The organism is Citrobacter amalonaticus, from assembly GCF_018323885.1.
Taxonomy (GTDB): Bacteria; Pseudomonadota; Gammaproteobacteria; order Enterobacterales; family Enterobacteriaceae; genus Citrobacter_A; species Citrobacter_A amalonaticus.
Window position 1 is genome coordinate 2,402,337 of sequence record NZ_AP024585.1, and the last position, 22,051, is coordinate 2,424,387.

General features: G+C 51.8%; 20 protein-coding genes. 10 read left to right on the forward strand and 10 right to left on the reverse strand.

Going from position 1 to position 22,051, the window contains the following annotated elements:
- Positions 1-13: 13 nt before the first annotated feature.
- The gene (hglS, locus tag KI228_RS11280; protein WP_044257856.1) at positions 14-1,357 is read right to left on the reverse strand and encodes a 2-oxoadipate dioxygenase/decarboxylase HglS; all 1,344 of its coding nucleotides are present in this window, start codon (positions 1,355-1,357) and stop codon (positions 14-16) included.
- A gap of 237 nt (positions 1,358-1,594) precedes the next feature.
- Here hglS and pcaH point away from each other — a divergent pair, with 237 nt between their 5' ends.
- Entirely contained in the window at positions 1,595-2,335 is a 741-nt protein-coding gene (gene pcaH / locus KI228_RS11285; RefSeq protein ID WP_043000624.1) for a protocatechuate 3,4-dioxygenase subunit beta, read from the forward strand.
- Positions 2,332-2,952 (forward strand): protocatechuate 3,4-dioxygenase subunit alpha, encoded by a 621-nt coding sequence (pcaG, locus tag KI228_RS11290; protein ID WP_044257855.1) that lies wholly within the window; start codon positions 2,332-2,334, stop codon positions 2,950-2,952. Before pcaH ends, pcaG begins: the two co-directional genes overlap by 4 nt.
- 35 nt (positions 2,953-2,987) lie before the next feature.
- On the opposite strand, the gene KI228_RS11295 is transcribed toward pcaG, so the two are convergent.
- Complete coding sequence (locus KI228_RS11295; RefSeq protein ID WP_061070088.1) at positions 2,988-3,896, reverse strand: manganese-dependent inorganic pyrophosphatase; 909 nt, start codon at positions 3,894-3,896, stop codon at positions 2,988-2,990.
- A gap of 125 nt (positions 3,897-4,021) precedes the next feature.
- On the opposite strand from KI228_RS11295, the gene KI228_RS11300 reads away from it, so the two are divergent.
- Positions 4,022-4,945: a LysR substrate-binding domain-containing protein gene (locus KI228_RS11300; protein WP_043000621.1), complete on the forward strand. Its 924-nt coding sequence runs from the start codon at positions 4,022-4,024 to the stop codon at positions 4,943-4,945.
- A gap of 43 nt (positions 4,946-4,988) precedes the next feature.
- Here the strand turns inward: KI228_RS11300 and KI228_RS11305 are convergent, their stop codons facing one another.
- The 5 genes from KI228_RS11305 to KI228_RS11325 all read right to left on the reverse strand — a co-directional run bounded on the left by KI228_RS11305 (position 4,989) and on the right by KI228_RS11325 (position 9,078).
- Positions 4,989-6,677 (reverse strand): methyl-accepting chemotaxis protein, encoded by a 1,689-nt coding sequence (locus KI228_RS11305; RefSeq protein ID WP_044257852.1) that lies wholly within the window; start codon positions 6,675-6,677, stop codon positions 4,989-4,991.
- 166 nt (positions 6,678-6,843) lie between these two features.
- Complete coding sequence (locus KI228_RS11310; protein ID WP_043000619.1) at positions 6,844-7,962, reverse strand: S-(hydroxymethyl)glutathione dehydrogenase/class III alcohol dehydrogenase; 1,119 nt, start codon at positions 7,960-7,962, stop codon at positions 6,844-6,846.
- 32 nt (positions 7,963-7,994) lie between these two features.
- Positions 7,995-8,270: a metal/formaldehyde-sensitive transcriptional repressor gene (locus tag KI228_RS11315; protein ID WP_003833178.1), complete on the reverse strand. Its 276-nt coding sequence runs from the start codon at positions 8,268-8,270 to the stop codon at positions 7,995-7,997.
- Positions 8,271-8,496: 226 nt separating this feature from the next.
- Complete coding sequence (locus KI228_RS11320) at positions 8,497-8,748, reverse strand: helix-turn-helix domain-containing protein (protein WP_130097082.1); 252 nt, start codon at positions 8,746-8,748, stop codon at positions 8,497-8,499.
- Between the two features lie 63 nt (positions 8,749-8,811).
- Positions 8,812-9,078 carry a hypothetical protein gene (locus tag KI228_RS11325; RefSeq protein ID WP_141227532.1) on the reverse strand — a complete coding sequence of 89 codons (267 nt, stop codon included), beginning with the start codon at positions 9,076-9,078 and terminating at the stop codon, positions 8,812-8,814.
- Positions 9,079-9,552: 474 nt separating this feature from the next.
- Here KI228_RS11325 and KI228_RS11330 point away from each other — a divergent pair, with 474 nt between their 5' ends.
- From KI228_RS11330 to KI228_RS11350, 5 genes are all read left to right on the forward strand, one after another.
- Positions 9,553-10,131 carry a fimbrial protein gene (locus KI228_RS11330; protein WP_052443920.1) on the forward strand — a complete coding sequence of 193 codons (579 nt, stop codon included), beginning with the start codon at positions 9,553-9,555 and terminating at the stop codon, positions 10,129-10,131.
- Positions 10,132-10,172: 41 nt separating this feature from the next.
- Complete coding sequence (locus tag KI228_RS11335) at positions 10,173-10,895, forward strand: fimbrial biogenesis chaperone (protein WP_044257850.1); 723 nt, start codon at positions 10,173-10,175, stop codon at positions 10,893-10,895.
- Between the two features lie 21 nt (positions 10,896-10,916).
- A complete protein-coding gene (locus tag KI228_RS11340) occupies positions 10,917-13,496 on the forward strand; it encodes a fimbria/pilus outer membrane usher protein (RefSeq protein ID WP_192575741.1) in 2,580 nt (859 codons plus the stop codon).
- A gap of 2 nt (positions 13,497-13,498) precedes the next feature.
- Positions 13,499-14,686, forward strand: a complete 1,188-nt coding sequence (locus KI228_RS11345) for a hypothetical protein (RefSeq protein ID WP_061070085.1) — start codon at positions 13,499-13,501, stop codon at positions 14,684-14,686.
- A gap of 198 nt (positions 14,687-14,884) precedes the next feature.
- Positions 14,885-15,979: a hypothetical protein gene (locus tag KI228_RS11350; protein WP_141227533.1), complete on the forward strand. Its 1,095-nt coding sequence runs from the start codon at positions 14,885-14,887 to the stop codon at positions 15,977-15,979.
- A 63-nt stretch (positions 15,980-16,042) separates the two neighbouring features.
- On the opposite strand, the gene cybB is transcribed toward KI228_RS11350, so the two are convergent.
- The gene (gene cybB / locus KI228_RS11355) at positions 16,043-16,570 is read right to left on the reverse strand and encodes a cytochrome b561 (RefSeq protein WP_043000618.1); all 528 of its coding nucleotides are present in this window, start codon (positions 16,568-16,570) and stop codon (positions 16,043-16,045) included.
- A gap of 189 nt (positions 16,571-16,759) precedes the next feature.
- Here cybB and gap point away from each other — a divergent pair, with 189 nt between their 5' ends.
- A complete protein-coding gene (gene gap / locus KI228_RS11360) occupies positions 16,760-17,761 on the forward strand; it encodes a type I glyceraldehyde-3-phosphate dehydrogenase (protein ID WP_054176214.1) in 1,002 nt (333 codons plus the stop codon).
- A 39-nt stretch (positions 17,762-17,800) separates the two neighbouring features.
- Here the strand turns inward: gap and aldA are convergent, their stop codons facing one another.
- On the reverse strand, positions 17,801-19,240 hold the full coding sequence (aldA, locus tag KI228_RS11365; protein ID WP_061070083.1) for an aldehyde dehydrogenase: 1,440 nt from the start codon (positions 19,238-19,240) through the stop codon (positions 17,801-17,803).
- Positions 19,241-19,437: 197 nt separating this feature from the next.
- A complete protein-coding gene (locus KI228_RS11370) occupies positions 19,438-20,232 on the reverse strand; it encodes a YdcF family protein (RefSeq protein ID WP_061070679.1) in 795 nt (264 codons plus the stop codon).
- A 391-nt stretch (positions 20,233-20,623) separates the two neighbouring features.
- On the opposite strand from KI228_RS11370, the gene KI228_RS11375 reads away from it, so the two are divergent.
- On the forward strand, positions 20,624-21,943 hold the full coding sequence (locus KI228_RS11375; RefSeq protein ID WP_061070082.1) for an MFS transporter: 1,320 nt from the start codon (positions 20,624-20,626) through the stop codon (positions 21,941-21,943).
- Positions 21,944-22,051: the final 108 nt, after the last annotated feature.

A 22,051-nucleotide genomic window follows, 5' to 3' on the forward strand; every position in this document is an offset into this window, starting at 1 on the left:
CAGGATACCTGGATTAAAGCAGGCCGCAACGCCGTTTGCTGCGTTCTTCCGCTTCCTGATACAACACAAACTCGTCAAACACCGGACACCCCAGCGCCTGTTCAAAGGCCTCGCGGCTGGCATTGCCATGACTGCGCGCCTGCGTTTCGTTACCGAGATTCGACTGAAAAATCCCCGCCGCGCTGACAGGCAGGAAATCTTCATAGGTGATGGGCTGCGCCTGCACCCAGCCACGTTCAATGTGCGGTTGCGGATCGTCGCCAGGATGAATCGCATTGCGGTGCGCTTCGCCTGACGGCGTCAGACGATAGCGGAACCAGGCCAGTCCCTGTTGGCGCAGCAGGAATTCGCTGTCCGGAAACGCGTTAAACACCTCCTGCAAATGCAGTTGATGCGTCAGGTTGTCTTTCCCGGTACCGGCATGGCGCAGTAATTCATCGTATAGCTGACGCCCTTTTATCGTCAGCGCCACGCCGCGTTGTTCAATCTCGCCGAAGCGGGCCGTGTGTGTCCCCTGCATTTCGCCCGCAAACAGCACCGGTTCTTCCAGCGCTTTGAAGCTGGTCTGGCGCAGCAGAATCGGCACCTCACGGCGCGGCGGGCCTTCGATAAGGACTTTCGGTTCAATGCCGCATTCCGGCATCATCGACTGCACCCGGTCGATATCCAGCGTTCTGGGTGTCAGATGATTAATGTGACAGCCCGGGAAACAGACCACATCGGCGATCAGGCGATGTTCGTTATGCAGTGCATGATAGGTTTTTTCATCCACGGTGGCGTGGCGATGCCAGCGAAACGTTTCCAGCGCTTCTTTCACGAACTCGCGAGCCTGCGTCGCGTTAAACCCCTTCTGACTCTCCCAGACGTCGAGCAGTTCGCGACAGCGTGGCGTAAAGATATCGCGCTGCGCGAGGATCTCCGCCGCACGCTGGCGGAGCGACGCGTTTTCAATCAGTTCAAGTCGCAGTAAGGAGGTAAAGACGCGAAACGGATTTCGCGACAGCGATGCATCGTCAATGGGACGAAATGCAGTTGAATGTACCGGCACCCCGGCCTGAGAGAGATCGTAATAGCTGACCGGAAACATCCCCATGATCGCAAACATGCGTCGCAGTGTGGACAGTTCGTCTGCCGTTCCGACACGAATTGCGCCATGACGCTCCACGTTGAGGCGCGCCAGTTCATCTGCATTGGCCAGTTTTTCATGCAGCGTGGGGTTATTTTCGAGAACTGCCAGATTCACGTCAGCCACAAGTTCCAGTAACGTGCCGTATTGCGGAACTTCCTGCTGGTACATTGCTGACATTGCCTGCGAAAAATGTTCCCGAATCTCATCTGCCGTGATGGTGTTCGCCATAATGTCATGCCTCCAGTGAATGTTACCTGGAGTGTAGGAAACACCATTCACTCTGGGGAGAAGAATTTACAAAGTGTGATCTCACCTGAATTCGCTCTGCATCAGTCCTTGCGCCATCGTATAGCCACTGGTTATGAAATAATCGACATAAATTCACTTTTAATTAACAACGCATTTACACACACTGCCTCAGGTCATCATAAAACAATAAATCTCTTCCCTGTACCGGAGTCCGCTATGCGTGAAAAAGTGTCCTCTCGCGAGGTGATCCATCGCGACTATAACAGCCATCCGCCCGCCTTCGCCCCCGGCTATAAGACCAGCGTTCTGCGCTCGCCGCGCAACGCGCTGATCTCTTTGCAGAATTCATTGTCTGAGATCACCGGGCCGGTATTCAGCGACAACGATCTTGGCCCGCTGGATAACGACCTGATTATGAATTACGCCAAAGACGGCCTGCCGATTGGCGAACGGATTATCGTCCACGGTTACGTGCGCGACGGTTTTGGCCGCCCAATGAGAAATACGCTGGTCGAAGTCTGGCAGGCCAATGCCGGTGGTCGCTATCGTCATAAAAAAGACCAGTATCTCGCGCCGATTGATCCTAATTTTGGCGGCTGCGGACGGGTATTAACCGATGAGAACGGCTATTACTTTTTCCGTACCATCAAACCCGGCCCTTACCCGTGGCGCAATCAGGTCAGTGACTGGCGTCCCTCGCATATTCACTTTTCACTCTCCGGCGAGGCCTTTGCCCAACGGTTGATTACGCAAATGTATTTTGAAGGCGACCCGTTGATCAAACAGTGCCCAATTGTGAAAACTATCAATAACGATGATGCGATCCGCACATTGATTGCCGAACTGGATACCCACGCCGCCGTACCGCTCGACTGCCTGGCATATCGCTTTGACCTCGTACTTCGCGGACAGCGCGCTACGTTGTTTGAAAACCGCACTCAGGGAGGCGCGCAATGAAAGAGTATTTGCAGGAAACCGCCTCGCAGACGGCGGGACCGTATGTGCACATTGGGCTTGCGCCTGACGCCGCTGGATTTCACATCTTTGAGAAAAACTTCAGCTCCACGCTGACCAATAGCCATACCGAAGGCGAACGTATTGTGATCGAGGGACGGGTGATTGATGGTTCCGGTACGCCGTTGCGCGATGTGCTGCTGGAGATCTGGCAGGCCAACGCCCATGGACGCTACAACCATCCGGCTGACCGTCAGGAAGATAAGCCGCTCGACGCGGACTTTCGCGGCTGGGGACGAACCTGTTCAGACTTCGACAGCGGCGTGTGGCGTTTCGATACCATTAAGCCGGGCTGTGTTGTGGGACGCGATGGCCGCCTGATGGCTCCCCACGTTAATCTGTGGATCGTCGCGCGCGGCATCAACATTGGCCTGAACACCCGTCTCTATTTTGCGGATGAGCAAGAAGCCAATCAGCGCGATCCGGTGCTCAATCTGATCGAATGGGAAGTTCGCCGTCAGACCCTGATTGCCCGCCGCGAACAGCGTGGTAGCGAGATCGTCTATATCTTCGATATTCACCTGCAGGGAGAAAACGAAACCGTCTTTTTCGACGTTTGATGAAGAGAACGGGCTGAATCTCTCAGCCCGTTTTGTCAGGCCTGGTCTATTTTCGCAACATGGCTTTCGAGCCACGGCAGCATCTGTTTCTTGCGGCTCAACATCCCCTCTACCGTCACCGGTTGTGCCAGTTCCAGTTGGCGCGGGCCGGCAAACCAGAGTTGCGAATTGCCAGCGTTGATATCCGTCAACATCAGCACCACCAAATCCGCCCCGCTGCGGGTCGCATAATCGGCCATTTCTTGCCGCAGGGCATCCATCACGTCGGCGACCTGGCTCAATGCATACAGTTCGATCTGCGCAACGCTCACCTGCTTACCCTTGATGGTGAAACGCTTGATATCTTTTTGCAGCAGTTCACTGGCGCTTAATCCTTCGACGCTGGTTTTAGCACTCAGCAGGTCAGCGCTGAACGCCGCCAGCTCAACCCCGGCACGCGTTGTCAGTGCTTCAATGGCCTGACGGTCATCCGCCGTGGTAGTTGGCGAGCGAAGCGTGACAGTGTCACTCAATATTGCGCCCAATAGTAATAACGCCTGCGCAGACGTTATCTGCGCCCTGTCCTCCGGGCTCATCAGTTGCCATAGCAGCGTGGCGCTGCTGCCCACCGGCTTTATCCACACTTCTGGCGGCAAACGGGTCACCAGTCCACCCAGACGGTGATGATCGATAATACCCACGATATTGCTCGCCATAAGGGTTTCCGGTCCCTGCGCTGGCTCGGTGAAATCCACCAGCCAGACGTCGAGGTCTGTCAGCGGCATCGTCAGTAACGGCGGCATGTCCAGCCCCGCACGCTCAAACAGAAATTGGGTTTCGCGATTGGCTTCACCCAGGCGCCAGGCCGAGGCCTGACGTCCGCGCATGTTCAACCAGCGGGCAGCCATAAAAGCGGTGCAAATGGCGTCACTGTCCGGATTCAGGTGGCCTACGACATGGATCATTTTCGCCTCCGAAGAGAAAGTGCTGTTACTTAAATAAGTTAAATGTTAATAATATTTTGCAATCAAGTTATCAAAAACAAACAACTTTACTTGTCACCGGCATCGCTCTGTTCTTAACATCGCTTATGGAAAAAAATAGTCTGTTCAGTCAGCGCATCCGATTGCGCCATCTTCATACATTTGTCGCTGTCGCTCAACAAGGAACCCTGGGGCGCGCAGCCGAAACCCTTAACCTCAGCCAGCCTGCGCTTTCCAAAACGCTTAACGAACTGGAGCAACTGACCGGCACCCGCCTCTTTGAGCGCGGACGGCTCGGTGCGCAACTGACGTTACCTGGCGAGCAGTTCTTAACCCATGCGGTGAAAGTGCTAGATGCGCTCAACACCGCCGGGCAGGCGCTGAACCGTAAAGAAGGTCTTAACAATGATGTGGTAAGAATAGGCGCGCTACCGACCGCCGCGCTGGGTATTCTTCCGTCGGTCATCGGTCAGTTTCATCAGCAGCAAAAAGAGACCACGCTGCAGGTGGCAACGATGAACAATACCATGCTGCTGGCGGGCCTGAAATCCGGCGAGCTCGACATCGGCATTGGCCGGATGTCCGATCCGGAATTGATGAGCGGCCTTAATTATGAGCTGCTGTTTCTCGAGTCATTAAAGCTGGTCGTGCGTCCGAATCACCCACTATTGCAGGAAAACGTGACGCTGAGTCGCGTGATGGAGTGGCCCGTGGTTGTTTCGCCCAAAGGCACAGTACCACGGCAAAATGCCGAGACGCTGTTGCAAAGCCAGGGCTGTAAGATGCCAACCGGCTGCATTGAGACGCTCTCCGCCTCGCTGTCGCGCCAGTTAACGGTTGATTATAACTACGTCTGGTTTGTGCCCTCTGGCGCGGTGAAAGAGGATTTGCGCCAGGCGACGCTGGTTTCGCTACCCGTGCCCACACAGGGCGCAGGCGAGCCGATCGGTATTCTCACCCGTGTGGATTCACCGCTCTCTTCCGGCGCGCAACGCTTAATTGCCGCTATCCGTAAATCGATGCCGTTATAACAGGCCGGATGAGACGCCTTTTCGCCTCATCCGGTAATGGCGCTTAGAAGGTTTCCCAGTTATCCCCGTGATCGGTAACCGGCTGTGTCAGAGGCTGAACGGGGGTGTTTGTTGTCGGTACGCGCTTGCTCGTGGGTCCACCCTGTAAGCGAAACGTCCCCACCGCCTCCGTCAGTCGTGCCGCCTGCTCTTCCAGCGACGCCGCTGCCGCAGAGGCCTCTTCCACCAGCGAAGCGTTCTGCTGAGTTACTTTGTCCATCTCAGAGATGGCCTGGCTGACCTGCACGATCCCGCGGCTCTGCTCGTCCGACGCCGCGGCGATTTCCAGCATGATATCGGTGACGCGTTTTACCGCCTCCACGATGTCGGTCATCGTGTTCCCCGCCGCGACCACTTCACCAGAACCTTGATCGATGAGACGGACGGATTCGCTGATAAGCCCCTCAATCTCTTTCGCTGCCTGGGCACTGCGGCTGGCCAGCGTGCGGACCTCACTGGCGACCACGGCGAATCCACGTCCTTGCTCGCCGGCACGCGCGGCTTCAACCGCAGCGTTCAGCGCCAGAATATTGGTCTGGAAAGCGATGCTGTTGATAACCGCTGTGATCTCAGAGATTTTCTTCGAACTGGTCGAAATATTGCCCATCGTCTGGACCACGCCGGAAACCATCTGCCCGCCACGGCTGGCTTTGCCGGACGCGTCTTCCGCCAGTTTGCTGGCGTGGTGTGCGTTATCGGCGTTTTGCTTCACCGTCGCGGTCAACTCTTCCATGCTGGCCGCCGTCTGTTCGATCGCCGCCGCCTGTTCTTCGGTGCGTGACGACAAATCGGTATTGCCCGCCGAGATTTCGCTGGTACCGCGATAAATCTCTTCTGCCCCCTGACGCACCGAACCGACCGTTTGCACCAGCGAACGCTGCATTTGTTGCAGGTGGCGGCTCAGTCGCCCAATCTCGCTACGCCCGGTAGGTTCATCCTGCATGGTGAGATCACCGGCGGCAATTTGCTCAATACGCTGCGCGGCATGCTGCAACGGCTGAATGACGGTACGACGCAGAACAATAAACGTCATCAGCGTCAGCACCAGTGCCAGACCAAAAGCGCCAATCATGAATATCATGCCCAGTTGGGTGCGCTGATGAGCCTGTTCGCTTAACTGGTTAGCCCGCGCCATGCGCAGTTCAATCGCCTTCAACAGGACCTTATTGTAACTGGCATCCAGTTGTCTTGCGTGTTCGCTTTCGTGGTTGATGATCGCTTCAAACATACCGTTTCTGGCGTACTTGAGCATCGGTTGCATTCCCGCTATATAGGCTTTGAAACTGCTCTCCAGTTCGCCATCCAACGCTTCATCCGCAGGGGTTTTCACCTTGCGCGCCATGTAAATAGTAAACCCTTCTTCAGACTGCTTAATACGCTTTTCCGCCGCCGCAATGTTGGCTTTCATGTCATCCATTTCAGCAATTCGGCTCGCCGCGCCGGCATGAATCATGTTGATTCGCGCGGTACGCAGGTGGTTCGAACTGTTCGATAATCCCATGCGGACCTGGATCTCATCCGTCACATCCCGCTGATCGCGGTCAGCCTGCATGAGAAAGTAGCCCGCCAGACCGGAGCTCAGCGCGAACAGTAAAAGGATGCCACCGAGAATGGAGGAAAACAGCGGAACCAGCCTGATGTGATGCAGAAAGCCCAGCTTATGTGGTGCTTGCATCGATGATGTGTTGTCCATGACCGTCGACTCTCTTGTAGGATTAATGCGTAATACGCGCCCGTAAGATAGTCATCGGCATTCCGCGAATTTTACTTACCGGGAAAAGCGCCGTTTTCGTCACAGTTTGACAACATTTATGTTAAAAAATGGAAAGCGCCAGCGGTGATTTCCGCTGGCGGATGAATCAGTTATCGCCAAAATGGATAACGGTACGGATGGATTTACCTTCGTGCATCAGGTCAAACGCGTCGTTGATTTGCTCCAGCGGCAAACGATGGGTAATGAACGGATCCAACTGGATTTTCCCGGCCATTGCCTCTTCCACCATGCCCGGTAACTGGGTGCGCCCTTTGACGCCGCCAAACGCGGAACCGCGCCAGACCCGGCCTGTCACCAGCTGGAACGGGCGAGTTTTAATTTCCTGGCCCGCCCCGGCAACACCAATGATGATGCTCTCGCCCCATCCTTTATGGCAGCATTCCAGCGCCGCACGCATCACGTCGACGTTACCGATACATTCGAAGCTAAAGTCGACACCACCGTCGGTGAGCTCAACAATCACCTCCTGGATCGGTTTGTCATAATCTTTCGGATTAATGAAGTCGGTTGCGCCCATTTCAGCCGCCAGTTTGAATTTTTCCGGGTTGGTATCGACAGCAATAATACGCCCTGCTTTCGCCTGTACAGCGCCCTGAATCACCGCCAGGCCGATCCCGCCAAGGCCAAACACGGCAACGGTATCGCCCTCTTTGACTTTCGCGGTGTTATGCACGGCACCTATGCCCGTAGTGACGCCACACCCCAGCAGACAAACCTTATCCAGCGGGGCTTGCGGGTTGACTTTCGCCAGTGAGATTTCCGCACATACGGTGTATTCGCTGAAGGTACTGGTACCCATGTAGTGATAGATTGGTTCACCATTGTAAGAAAAACGGGTGGTGCCATCCGGCATCAGACCTTTTCCCTGGGTGGCGCGCACGGCCTGACAGAGGTTGGTCTTCCCGGATTTACAGAATTTGCACTCTCCGCATTCGGCGGTATACAGCGGGATAACATGGTCGCCCGGCTTCAGACTGGTCACGCCTTCGCCGACGTCGACCACTACACCGCCGCCTTCATGTCCCAGTACCGCCGGGAACACACCTTCCGGATCGTCACCAGACAGCGTAAACGCGTCAGTGTGGCAAACCCCGGTGTGGGTAATTTTAACCAGAACTTCGCCTTTTTTCGGCGCTGCGACGTCAATCTCAACAATTTTGAGCGGCTGACCGGGGCCAAACGCGACTGCTGCACGTGATTTCATCTGTCTCTTCCCTTTATTGCGAGGTGATAGGTTTATTTTAGATAAGCGCGAAGAAGGTGGCCGATTTCAGCCATACGCACGGCGCGCTGGTCAGGAGTGGTTTCACCACTCACCAGCTCATCTTTCAGGTGGATCTCAACCATTTCGCCCATTAAACCGTTGGACGCACCGCGGACCGCAGCGATTTGTTGCAGGATAGCCAGGCAAGGTTCGCCAGACTCCAGCGCACGCTCCAGGGCATCCACCTGCCCCCGAATGCGTCGGACGCGAGTCAGAATACGTTTTTTATCTTCAGGTGAATGCGGCATAGGCCCCCCTTAATACTATAGGGGGGTATACTATCAGAGTTTTAATCGCAGGAGGGAAAAAAAGCGTTTTCTATTTAGTGAGCGTTAAATTTCACTGTTTCAGCCTTTAAAGGCGGGTTTACCTATGTACCTTTCGTTCATCACCGGCGAAAACCATACTTTAGCCCTGTTTTAATTTAGGTTATGTAGATTTATCTCATGCCAGAAATATCAATTTTGCAAATATCTAAAACTGCGCTGGAATATGTTTTATTTCCTTCAGATGCCCATTCAGTATTGTAATGTAGCCTCCGGCTTTTAATGCCGAGAGCACGTTCATCACTGCGGAACGAGAAAGCCGGGTTTTTCCGCGGATATAATTCTCGGCGGTGATCGACTCTCTCAGTGTTTGCGGTTTGCTCATGAGCTCAAAAAGCTGATAGCGAACCTGCTCAAATACGGTGGGTGAGACGAGCTTAAACAGTACCTCTGCGGCCATGCTGGCGATCAGTTGCAGATGTCTGGCATAGGGTTCCCACAGGTTGTGTTCTGTCAGCAGCGCCTATAAATCCTCTTTATTCAACGTGGCGATTTCAGCCGGTTCAATAACGCGAAGGATATGTATTGATCGGGAGGACTCATGTACCGGGATGATCCCACGTAGTGTCGGGGCTTCGATAAGTTCGATAAGAATATCATCGGGCTGCCGGTAAAGTGAGAGCGCCCCCTTACGAATAATATAACAATCAGGCTGGTGAGCGGCGCTGATGGTAATGCGCTTACCAACAGGACACTGCTGATAGCGCAGGTGCGAATCAAGTGTATCCAACAATATCGTCAAATAGGGCGATTCAACGCGCGTGCTTATGGGCCCCGCCATCTCTACTGGATTGAATGTGCTCTTCATTTTTTATTATTACCAACCTACGTACACATGCCACTATGATAGCAGAAAATGGCTATCACGGTAAAAACATGGTTGCAAAAATGACACAAAACAGTATCCATCTAAAAATAATTTCGTAGATATTGTTAATGCAATGTATGTTTAATATAGATTATCCGCATACTTAATATTGTATATTACATTGTTAATAATTAATTAAATTCAAATAAAATTAACAGTTTATAATTCAAACCAAAATTTGAAGTACAAAAATGGACCATAAAACAATAGACCTCCATTATAATGGGGCATAAATTATGACACCTAAAGCTACTATAATATAGTAGTAATAGTCCCTTTTATTATTCCATAGTTATTTTACACAAAGACGAGTGCGACACTCTGATGGAGCTATAAATGAAATTTAATAAATTAATAGCTGCTGGCACAATTCTGGCGGTGAATTTAGTTAATCTACCGCACGCCTTCGCAGCAAATACCATTACTTTTAACGGTAATATTACAGATGCAACATGCGACGTTTCTCTGGAATATAAAGGCGCCGCTGTTGGAACGGCTGGTACAGGTACAATTGCCCTGGACGAAGTTTCAAAAACAGCGCTGGCTGGTGCAAACTCCTCTGCAGGCCAGGTACCGTTCTTTATTGTGGCTGAAAACTGCACCCTGGGTACGCCTGCAAAAACCAAAGTGGCGGCCAACTTTAAAAGTGCTAACGGTGACAACCAGGGCTATCTGAATAATACAGCGTCAACTGATGCAGCGACAAATGTTCAGTTCCGCCTGCTGGATTCGAATCGTAGCACAATTAAAGTGAACGACCCAGGTCAGTCAACCACGTCACAATTCACCGCTATTGACACTGAAGCAGGTGGTAAAACCCGGATGCCCTATTTTGTTGAATATGTATCGGCAGCCGGTTCTGCAACTGCGGGGTCAGTCGTCAGCACTGTGGATTATGAGCTGATGTATCAGTAATCACTTATTTTATTTCCCTGGTTAAACCTTAGGTATTTTGTATGTTATTTTTCAGTAAAAAGGCAGCAACAGTATATTGCGCCCTTAGTGCTGGCATGATGATGAGTCAGCCAGGTCACGCCAGTATTGTTTTGGATGGAACCAGAGTCATATACCAGGGAAGTAAAAGTCAGGTTACGCTCAGCCTGACAAATAAAAACGCCAGACCTGTATTAATTCAGAGTTGGATCGATACGGGGAATGAGAACACGTCACCCGAAAAAATATCCGTCCCTTTCGTGATCACTCCGCCGATCAATCGGGTAGACTCGAATAAGGGCCAGACGCTGCGTATCAGCTATACCGGGGTTCCAGCGCTCCCTACTGACAAAGAGTCAGTGTTTTGGCTCAATGTTCTTGAGGTCCCGGCAAAAGATAAGAACAGTGACGACATCAAACAGAAACTCAATGTTGTCTTTCGCACGCGTATTAAACTTTTTTACCGCCCTGAAGGGTTAGAAGGTAAAAGCAGTGATGCACCAGAACAATTACACTGGCAATTAAATGGTAAAAATGCCACGGTGCAAAACAGCTCAAAATATAACGTCACTATTTTTAGTGTTAACTTTAAAGACAAGAACATCACATCTGAAACTGCCGGTAAAATGCTGGCACCGGGTGAAACAAAACAATTCCCTTTGAACAATACGGGCAATATTGATGGGTTATCTTTTAGCACAATCAATGACTATGGAGCGCTCATTGATCATAAAGCGAAACGCTAACGCCTTTTGAGGGTAGATCGTGTGTCTATTTCAAATAAATTTCTCCCCGGATTCTATCTCTGTTGCTTTTCTACAGTTATATTGTCTTTCTCATTTAGCGCTACCGCTAATGACACTGAGAACCATTCTGGGGAGGATAAGTCTGTCTCATCTGAAGAGACTGCTGCTGAATTTGACACACAACTTTTGCGCCAGGACAGGGCAAATCAAATCGATGTAAATCGCTTCACCTACGGCTCAAATGTTATCCCCGGAAAATACCTTATCGATATCATTGTGAATGGTTCTCAAATTTCACATGAAGAGGTCACTTTTACTGAAGTCGATAAATACCGGGCTGAGGCCTGTTTAACGCCGAAAATCATTCAGTTGATTAAACTTAATATGGACAGAGTACCAAAAGATTCGCGCAGCGAACTGTCTAACCCCGCAGCATGTTCTGACCTCTCCCAACTCTTGCCAAATGCCACCGTACATTTTGATGCGGATAAGCAGCAACTTAATATTGAAATACCACAAATTTACCTTCAGCACACGGCGCAAGGAAGTGTTGATCCGTCACTTTGGGACAGTGGTGTTCCGGCGCTGATGCTCGGCTATTATGTCAATGGCTATGACTCCCACTACAATAATGCCGACACGGCACGTTCGCTCTATTCTTCGTTAAATGCCGGGCTAAATATTGGTAATTGGTACTTTCGCCACAATGGCTCTTATACCTGGACACCGGAACAGGGCGGCGGCTATCAAAGTAGCAATAGCTATGTACAACGCGATGCCGAGTTTGTTCATGGTCATCTTTATCTTGGTCAATATTTTACCTCAGGCCAGATGTTTAATTCGGTTTCGTATACCGGCGCACAACTGGCCAGCGACGACAGAATGTTACCCGCCTCTCAGCGTGGATACGCGCCGGAAATCCGAGGGGTCGCGAAGACGAATGCTAAAGTGACGATACGTCAGTCTGGCCATATTTTGTATCAGACCACCGTGACACCGGGAGCGTTTCTGATCGATGATCTCGGGCAGACAGGGTATGGCGGCGATCTGGATGTCACCGTCGAAGAAGCGGACGGTAGCACCCAGCAATACTCAGTGCCTTATTCGTCTCTGGCGCAATCACTGCGTCCGGGGACCCAGCAATTCACTGCAACGGTTGGCAAGCTTCGCGACTACAACGCCGCTGAAATGCCGTTGTTCTATGAAACAACCTACATGCGCGGCTTAACCAATATCCTGACTGCCTATACGGGCTTACAGTACAGTCAGCACTATCAGGCTGCCCTGCTGGGGGGAGCAATAGGTACGCGAGCGGGGGCGATCAGCGCGGATGTCACTCAATCGACGAGTCAGATCGGCGGCAAGATCGGTAATCCGATGGGGCAAAGTTATCGACTGAGTTACAACAAACTGTTTGATGCGACAAACAGTAACATCACGATTGCTGCCTATCGTTATTCCAGCTCCGGTTATATGGATTTTCAAACCGCCATGAGTACACGCGACGCAATGAATAATGGCAGCGATCCGGATAGCGTCTCCCGTTCTAAAAATCAGTTCTCATTAAGCTTTAATCAGGGCCTCCCTGCCGGGCTGGGTAACCTTTATGTCAGCTCATCAATGCAAAACTACTGGAATAACAACGAGGGTTACAACACCCAGTATCAGTTGGGGTATTCCAATAACTATAAGCTGCTGAACTACAGCATTAACGCCAGCCGAAACAAAGCGGGAAACGGAAATGATCAAACCACCTGGTATCTGACGTTTTCCATGCCGTTAGGCATGGGTAATGGTACAGGAATGCCTTATCTGAGCATGCGCTATAACCAGGACAGTGCCGGCGGACGTGGTCAACAGGCAAACCTTTCTGGCTCGTTCGGTGAAGACAATAAATACGGCTACAACGTTAGCGGTGCGCATGATGACAATTCGGGAAGCTCTGGCAGCGTCAGCGGAACCTGGGAGGGAAGCAAGGCAACGATGAACGGTAGCTACAGCACCGGTAAAGGCTATAGCAGTACCTCCGTCGGGATGTCCGGGGGGATGGTCGTCCACTCGGGTGGGGTCACTTTCTCGCCTTACAGCAGCGATAACTATGCCCTGATTGAAGCAAAAGGGGCAGAAGGTGCCAAAGTCACGGGTTATGCAGGTGCCGTCATTGATGGTTCAGGCTACGCCCTGTCACCGTCACTGGTCCCCTATCAGGAAAATCGGATAGGTATTAACCCTGAAGGCTCTGATTTGGGCGTTGACTTTGAAAACACGGCGCAGAATGTTGTTCCGCGTTCAGGATCGGTGGTCAAAGTAAAATTTGCTACCCATACCGGCACGCCGGTGCTGATTACCACAAGCTGGCAGGGAGAGCCGCTCCCCTTTGGCGCCGACATTTTTGATGATGAAGACACGCACGTGGGTGCGGTGTCCCAGGGCGGGGTTATTTACGTTAAAGTCAGTAAGCAAAAAGGAACATTGCTCGTGAAATGGGGTGAGAACGCGAATAATCAATGTCGTGTCCCTTATTCCCTTAATCCAGATGATTCCAGCGCGAAAGGTAAAAACGCGATCCAGCGCTTTACTGCCGTATGCCAAAAGGTGTAGCTATGTCTTTTTTGAAATATCTATTTATTCTTTTTTTCTTCCATATTGCCTCGGCCTCGGCCTATGTAGTTAAATGCGACCCATCAACAAGCTCCACCAATAATTATAACCAATGGTCGACGATGCATCAGCCCTTTAATCTAACCTCACCAGGGGCGACCATTACCTTAGGAGCTAATATCCCCGACTGGCACACCATTTATTCTGTAAACGCGATTATTGGCATTGATACAGGAAACTGTAACTCCGTTGTCAGCACGTATTATGCTTTTCTGAACAACGCACAGCCTGTAGGCTCCATAAACGGCTATGACATTTATAGCACCAATATTTCTGGTATTGGCATTTCTGTTTCAGCACCCGATGTCGTCGGGAAAAATGCTGTGAACGCTTATCCTAAAGCACTTTTTTATACCCGGGATATTCTAGGCCTCCAGTTTGAAGCAGATATAAAGTACTGGAAAATTCCTGGCACTATTCCCGCCTATAACGGCCCGGTCACCATTACCGGACCCGACACCGCCGTTTTATATATGTCCTCGGGTAGCACCTTTACCAGTTCGAACCCCGACCGGATAGTCAGTGACGATAAGGCCTATATTAGTGGGTCGCGAATTTTAACCATTACCATGACCTTTCAGTCTGGCACCTGCAATATACAAGGGGACAATGTTAAGGTGGATATGGGCGATTCAACCGCACCTTTCCCCTGGAAGGATGCCAGTTTCAATTTGATATGTCCGAATGCGATGGGATATGATGGAATGACGAACTCCAAATCGACCTATACTTATCCCTATAATATTGACCCCAAGTCAGAACTTTCACCTAATTCCCCAAACGGAAAAGTGCAGATCAGTATAGCGCCTTACACCCAAGTGGTGGATGCCAACAGAGGGATTATCGCGCTCGACGGCACAGGTGCCCAGGGCTATGGGATACAACTGGCCTGGGGTGATTACACCACGCAGAATTCACAAGAACCGTTAAACCCCGTCGTCTTAAACAGTTATGTTGCTGCCAATACGCTTAACCCCAACTTCAGTGCGGATGATACCCCTGTAGGGGGGAACGGATTCCACGGTTCAGATAACACCATAAAGATGGCGGCGCGGTATATTCGTACCGCCGGTAATTCAGCACCAGGCACTGCCAACGCCGTGGTACAGGTTATCGCTAATTACCAGTAATAGTGACCCTTTTAACAGTGAGCCTGGCGAACAGAATAAAAGCTCTAAAGCGAGTTTATTAGGTAACGATACGCGTCGTCGCGTGTCGGAGTTGATTTTTTGCTACGCAATGTTAATAACATGAGATATTTAAAACTGATGTGGCAATCCACTTAGATTGCCAGCCATCGCATTATTAGGTCTATTTTCACGTTAGCTATGCTGGTTCTGTTTTTGAATGCAGCATCAGCGTCGGCGACGGTTATTCACTGCGAATCCCAACCCCGCGCGATAACGCGTTATCACACGTGGCCTGAGATCTATAAGGCAACCGAGGTCAATGTTGATAACATTCGCATGTCATTGCCGTTGCCACTGTCTGAGTGGGCCGTTATTTATACGGCTGAGAATCACGTTATTGATCTCGATGTTGGGGTTTGTGACATCGACGGACTCTCTCCTCGCTTTACCCTGCTCTCGGCTACACCTGCTATTGCCCATCAGGGGAATGACTATATTTATGCGACTAACGTTCCGGGGATTGGGATATCTGCGGCGGAATCATTTCGTGCGCGATACAACTCGTTACAACCTTATCCCCTTACGGATAGGTGGGATGAAGCGACGTCCTACACTCACCTTTATGCCACGATAAAATACTGGAAAATTCCCGGGCAAAATATTCCATCTGACGCGGGCGCCCTGACCGTAATCGGTCCGGAAGTGGGAATGGTTTATGAGAAATCGGGATACTCTTTTACCAGCTCAGAAACCAACAGGATTACCCGGGAGGGTCGTGCCTATATTAATGATTCAAGAATAATAAAAGCGACGATATTTTTTCAGCCTCCGACCTGCGATATCAAGAGTGACCATGTCAGTATCAACATGGGTGATTATGACGGAACCGCTGTCGTCTCACGCTGGAAAGATGCCAGTTTTACAATCCGATGCCCGGCATCATTCGACGACAGAAAGCATAAGATACAGTTCACAATGATTCCTGTTACTCGTGTAATGGATATCCGCAGAGGCATTATTGCTCCGGGAACAGACGACGCGCACCATTACAGAATTCAACTGGCATGGGGAGATTATCAACACCAACCTTCAGGCGACCCGGCTATGCCCGTGAGAGCAGACCGTTATGTCGAGGCGCATGAACTGATCAAGGGTTATAGCGAGGTTGATGGGCTCGCTGACAGTGAGTCTGGTCACACCATTAGAATGGCGGCGCGCGCTATTCGTACCTCCGGTGACGAAATTCCTGGGCCAATCAGTACCGTGATACAGGTCATTGCCTATTACCGCTAAACTTTGCAAAGTCGCCCGCAGAATACAGGCGCCGGAAGCGCTCCCCGCGCCTGTATAATCACGCTAGCGTTTACGCGGCATCATGCGCAGCAGCGTGTTGTCCTTCCAGAAATAGTGGTGCAGTAGCGCGGCGGCGGCATGCAACGCAATCACAAAATAGCCCAGATTGGCCAGCGTGATGTGCCAGGATTTCAGCGTATCCACCAGGTCAAAGTTCCCTTCTGCCGCGTGCGGCATCACCAGACCAAAGGCCATCCACGGATTACCACGGTTGTACATCATCACCATGCCGATCAATGGCAGCGCGATGAACAGCAGATAAATCACCAGGTGCCCAAGATGCGCCAGTCCGGTCATCATCGGCTTCGGTTTGGGCACGATGGGAGGAGCCGGATATTTCAGCCTGATCAGCAGACGCGCCACCATCAGCACCAGAATCGCTATCCCACTAGAAACGTGAATCATATTAATGAGGGGACGATCGCTGCGAGGAAAAAAGCCCCGAAACTCCATCGCACAGTAAGCGACAATCACCAGTAAAAAGACCAGCCAGTGGATGCCAATTTGCAGGCTTGAGTACTTATTGCCCATAACACTTCCTGAGTAAAAAACAATAAAGCGACAACATAGCGATCTTTCCTTAAAAATTCATTAACTTTTCTACGCCGCATTTCAGACAGTTAGGGTTAACGGCAAGATGTGCGATTGCTCACCCCGGCATCCTGGACTATGCCTGGTAGGGAAAAAAGAATGTCCGCTACATCCTCACAGGAGTTAATCATGAGTAAAATTGGCATTAACGGTTTTGGTCGTATTGGTCGCCTGGTGTTGCGTCGGTTACTCGAAGTCAAAAGCGATGTTGATGTGGTCGCGATCAACGACCTCACCTCCCCTAAAATCCTTGCCTATCTGCTAAAGCATGACTCTAACTATGGTCCGTTCCCCTGGAGCGTGGACTTTACCGAAGACGCGCTGATTGTTGACGGGAAAACGATCGCGGTTTATGCAGAAAAAGACGCCAAGAATATCCCGTGGAAAGCGAAAGGAGCGGAAGTCATTATTGAATGCACCGGCTTTTATACCTCAACTGAAAAGTCTCAGGCGCATATCGATGCTGGCGCGAAAAAAGTGCTGATCTCCGCGCCGGCTGGCGATATGAAGACCATTGTCTACAACGTTAACGATGACACGCTGAATGCCAGTGATGTGATTGTTTCGGTGGCTTCCTGCACCACCAACTGCCTGGCGCCGATGGCGAAAGCGCTGCACGACAATTTTGGTATTAAAGTGGGCACCATGACCACCATTCACGCCTACACCGGCACGCAGTCGCTGGTGGACGGTCCGCGTGGCAAAGATCTGCGCGCATCGCGTGCGGCCGCTGAAAACATCATTCCGCATACCACAGGCGCGGCAAAAGCAATTGGTCTCGTTATTCCGGATCTCAGCGGCAAGCTGAAAGGTCATGCTCAGCGCGTGCCGGTGAAAACCGGTTCTGTCACTGAACTGGTGTCGATTCTGGCTAAGAAAGTGACGGCGGAAGAGGTTAACAACGCGCTGAAGAAAGCCACGCACAACAATGAATCTTTTGGCTATACCGATGAAGAAATTGTCTCTTCAGACGTTATCGGTTCGCACTTTGGTTCTGTGTTTGATGCCACCCAGACCGAAATTACCGAGGTGGGCGATCTGCAACTGGTAAAAACAGTGGCCTGGTACGACAACGAATACGGATTCGTGACGCAACTGATCCGTACCCTTGATAAGTTCGTCAAACTTTAAGCGTAAAGGCGGAGTGAAACCTCCGCCCTGCTTTGCCGATCAGGACTGCAAATAAACCACCTGGGTTTGCAGATACTCGTTCAGCCCGTGCTTGCCGTCTGCGCCGCCAATCCCCGACTTACGCCATCCCGCGTGGAAGCCCTGCATTGCTTCAAAGTTCTCGCGATTAATATAAGTCTCACCAAACTTCAGCCCGTTAATGGCTTTCATCGCGACGTTGAGATTCTGCGTATAAATAGACGATGTCAGGCCGTAATCACTGTCATTAGCCATCGCGATAGCCTCCTCCAGCGTGTTGAAGACCACCACAGGCAGCACAGGGCCAAAGGTCTCTTCGTGCATGATGGCCATCTCCTGACGAACATCCAACAGCAATGTTGGCGGATAGAAGTAACCTTTGCCCTCAACGGCTTTGCCGCCGAGCGCCACCCGCGCCCCCTCCTGTACCGCCCTCGCCACTTTCTGCTCCACACGTTGCAGGGCCGCGGCATTGATAAGCGGCCCCATGGCGATATCGTTACGCTCGCCTGGATTCCCGAACTGTACCGCTTTCAGGGCTTCGCCCAGGCGGTTCACGAACAGGTCATAAATCCCTTTTTGTACGTAGACACGCTCCGCGCAGTTACAAACCTGTCCGGTATTGATGACCCGGGAATCCACAATCGCTTTGACCGCCAGTTCAAGATCGGCATCATCCATCACAATCGCTGGCGCCTTGCCACCCAACTCCAGGCACACTTTGGTGATATTTTTCGCCGCAGTCGCCATAATCTTTTCACCTGCTGCCACGCTGCCGGTCATGCTGACCATCGCCACTTTCGGGTTACCGGCCAGTTCCTGGCCGACGGTTTCACCACGCCCCAGCACCAGGTTAAACACACCACGCGGCAGACCAATCTCATCAACAATTTTGGCAAACGCAATCGCGTTATTGGGCGTGAATTCGCTGGGTTTAATCACGATGGTGTTCCCGGTCAACAGGGCCGGAGCCAGCTTACGGGCGATCAGGAAGAACGGGAAATTCCACGGCAGGATCCCGGTGGTGACCCCCAGCGCGCGCTTAAACAGCAAGATATTCTCGCCAGGGCGATCGCTTTGCAGAATTTCGCCTTCATAGCGACGAGCCCACTCCGCCATATAGTCGAGATAGTCGGCAGTAAAAGAGACTTCCACCTCGGCCAGTTGCTGAATTTTTCCTCCTTCAGCCACAATTAAGGCACTGATTTCGCCAGCACGTTCACGGATCCCGGCGGCAATTTTGCGCAGCCAGCCAGCACGAACGATCGCTGGCAGCGCTTCCCACTCAGCCTGCGCACGGTCCGCCGCTGCAATGGCTTTGCGCGCGTCTTCTGCACGACCATCAGGAATACGCGAAATCACCTCTTCCGTCGCCGGGTTGATGACATCAATCCAGGCATCCTCGTGCCAGGTCACAAACTGTCCATCGATATACATAGGATGTTGTACGGGTACTGACATGCGCTACTCCTGTGATTGAATTGTTTTTAACAAGTGAAACTATTGTTAATAAACATCAATCATGCCTCGGCGATCCCGGCTGGTGTCGTAATTCTGTGAACTGCTTCATAAAAGAGAGGGGTCAGGCTGGGGAGAACGAAAACGCAGGCATTTTTGTTTTGCCCGTTTGAGAGAAAACACTCCCAAACGGGCAGGAGTTAGCGTAACGAACGGTGGTTCATCGCCTCATTCAGCGCCGCATCCTGTTGCAGGATCTGCCACGCGGCCTCGACCTCCGGCGGAAAATCCACATGCACAATGAAGTCACGCCCCCGAGGTCCATAGCCGGTGTCATCATTGCGCAAGCGCGGGATTTCGCCCACCACCAGCGCTAAATAGCGATCGATGCTCCACAGGCCGCCAGGGTCATTAGCAAATACAATATCGTCCTCCTGCTGACACAAGACAGGCGTAAATCCCGGATGGCTCAACCAGCGCGGTGCGTCCGGATCGTCACGGGTTACCCGGCGAAAGGTCGCTACGGTACGCCGTTGCATCGTAGGATCCTGTACCACAATGGCCGTGTTAATCGGTGTTGCGGCCTGCGCGATCATTTGCGCGCTAAAACGGGCGTTCTCTCCGCAGTTAGTTGACTGATCTTCCAGCCAGATTTTGTCTGCGGGAATGTGCCAGAACTGCCGGGCAATATCCGCCAGGATGGCGGCTTCGGCGCGTCCGGTCGTCTGGATCGTGTTGTAACGGGGATGTTGGGCAACGGCGGCATACAGGAAGGTCGTGGAGTGACCAATCCCACCAGCGATCAGCAGCGGAACCTCTTGCTGTTGGGCTATCTGGCAGGCCGCGTCAATTGTCGGGATGACGGCATTGCCCGCCAGTACCACGCAGTCTGCCGGGTAAGCAGGCCCGCCGCAGAAATCATCCTGCGCCAGCCACTGCCCCACCGTGTTGATCGCCTCAAGAGTGTTGGCGGAAAGTCTCGGGAACGGTTGCATCATTAAGCTCCTCCTCTTATTTCAGCAGAGTACCGCACCCGCGCTGAATAAACAGTAGATCTCTCTGAAAGGCTGATGATTGATATTTCGACGCTTTTTTTGTCATCTCAGTGAAATAACACAAAACGTCTAAAAATCGGGCGGTTGCACCTGCACATTATCCTGTTTAATTATCATAATATGAATAATTAACGTCATTTATTCTGCAATTACAGAAATTCATCCTGGCAAAATGCTCTCTTTTTAGCCCATTACGGCGTGCCTCCTCTTGTTAAATGTTACTAACACACCTAGTTTGATTAACAATTTCACAACCTTTTAACGTAACAGGTTGCACCTGCCGCACTGCCAGGTGACACCTTTTTTGTTCTCTGGCGGAGGTTTACAGTTAATGACGACCCATGAAAGCAGTACGGTTATTCTGAAGAAAAATAAGAAGGTACTTGTCGCCAGTCTGACCGGCAGTGCGATTGAGTGGTTCGATTACTTTCTGTATGGCACCGCGGCTGCGCTGGTGTTTAACAAGATTTTCTTCCCGATGGTTGACCCGGTAATCGGTCTGATCCTCTCGTACCTCTCCTTCTCGTTGACCTTTTTTATTCGCCCGATTGGCGGGGTAATTTTCGCCCACATCGGCGATCGCATCGGGCGTAAGAAAACGCTGGTGCTGACGCTTTCCCTGATGGGCGGCGCGACGGTGATGATCGGTCTACTGCCCACCTATGAGATGATCGGTATCTGGGCCCCCATTCTGCTTATCCTGATGCGCATCATTCAGGGGATGGGCATTGGTGGCGAATGGGGTGGCGCACTCCTGCTGGCCTATGAATACGCGCCGGAAAAACGCAAAGGCTTCTTCGGCAGTATTCCGCAGGCGGGCGTGACTATTGGCATGCTGATGGCGACGTTTATCGTCTCGCTGATGACCCTGTTTAGCGAGGAAGATTTCCTCTCCTGGGGCTGGCGTATTCCCTTCCTGCTGAGCTCCGTGCTGGTGCTGTTAGGACTGTGGATCCGTCGGGATATCGATGAAACGCCAGACTTCAAAAAGGTCAAAGCGACGGGTCAGGTTGCCAAAGCACCGCTGCGCGATACGCTGACTCATCACTGGCGTGAAGTGCTGATTGCCGCAGGTTTGAAGGTGGTGGAAACCGCGCCGTTCTATATTTTCTCGACCTTTGTGGTCAGCTATGCCACCAGCACACTGAGTTATCAGAAGTCCCAGGTGCTGGAAGCCGTCACCGTGGGTGCACTGATTGCTACGGTGATGATCCCGCTGATGGGGCTGCTGTCGGACAAAATTGGCCGCAAACGGATGTATGCCATCAGCGTCGCCCTGCTTGGCCTGTTTATCGTGCCATGGTTCTTGCTGCTGAATACCGGCACCACCTGGGGCATTATGCTGGCGACCATCGTGATGTTCGGCGTGCTGTGGGCACCGGTCACCGCCGTGCTGGGGACGCTGTGCTCGGAAATTTTCAGCGCTAACGTTCGCTACACCGGCATCACCCTCGGTTACCAGATTGGCGCAGCGCTGGCGGGCGGTACCGCTCCCCTCATCGCTACCGGGTTGCTGGCGAAATATGACGGCGACTGGGTGCCCGTGGCGTGGTATCTGCTTACCACCGTGGCGATATCCCTGGTTGCCATTTTCTTTGCCAGTCGGGTGAAACATAGCCCGGCGATCAACGCTCAGCCTAACGAATTGTAATCCCTTCGCGGCCAGATCCTCTGGCCGCTTCTGTAACAATAAGGTACAGACTCGAACGTCTCACTTGCGTCCGATGGCGCTGCGCTTGTCGGGCCTACGGACAATATA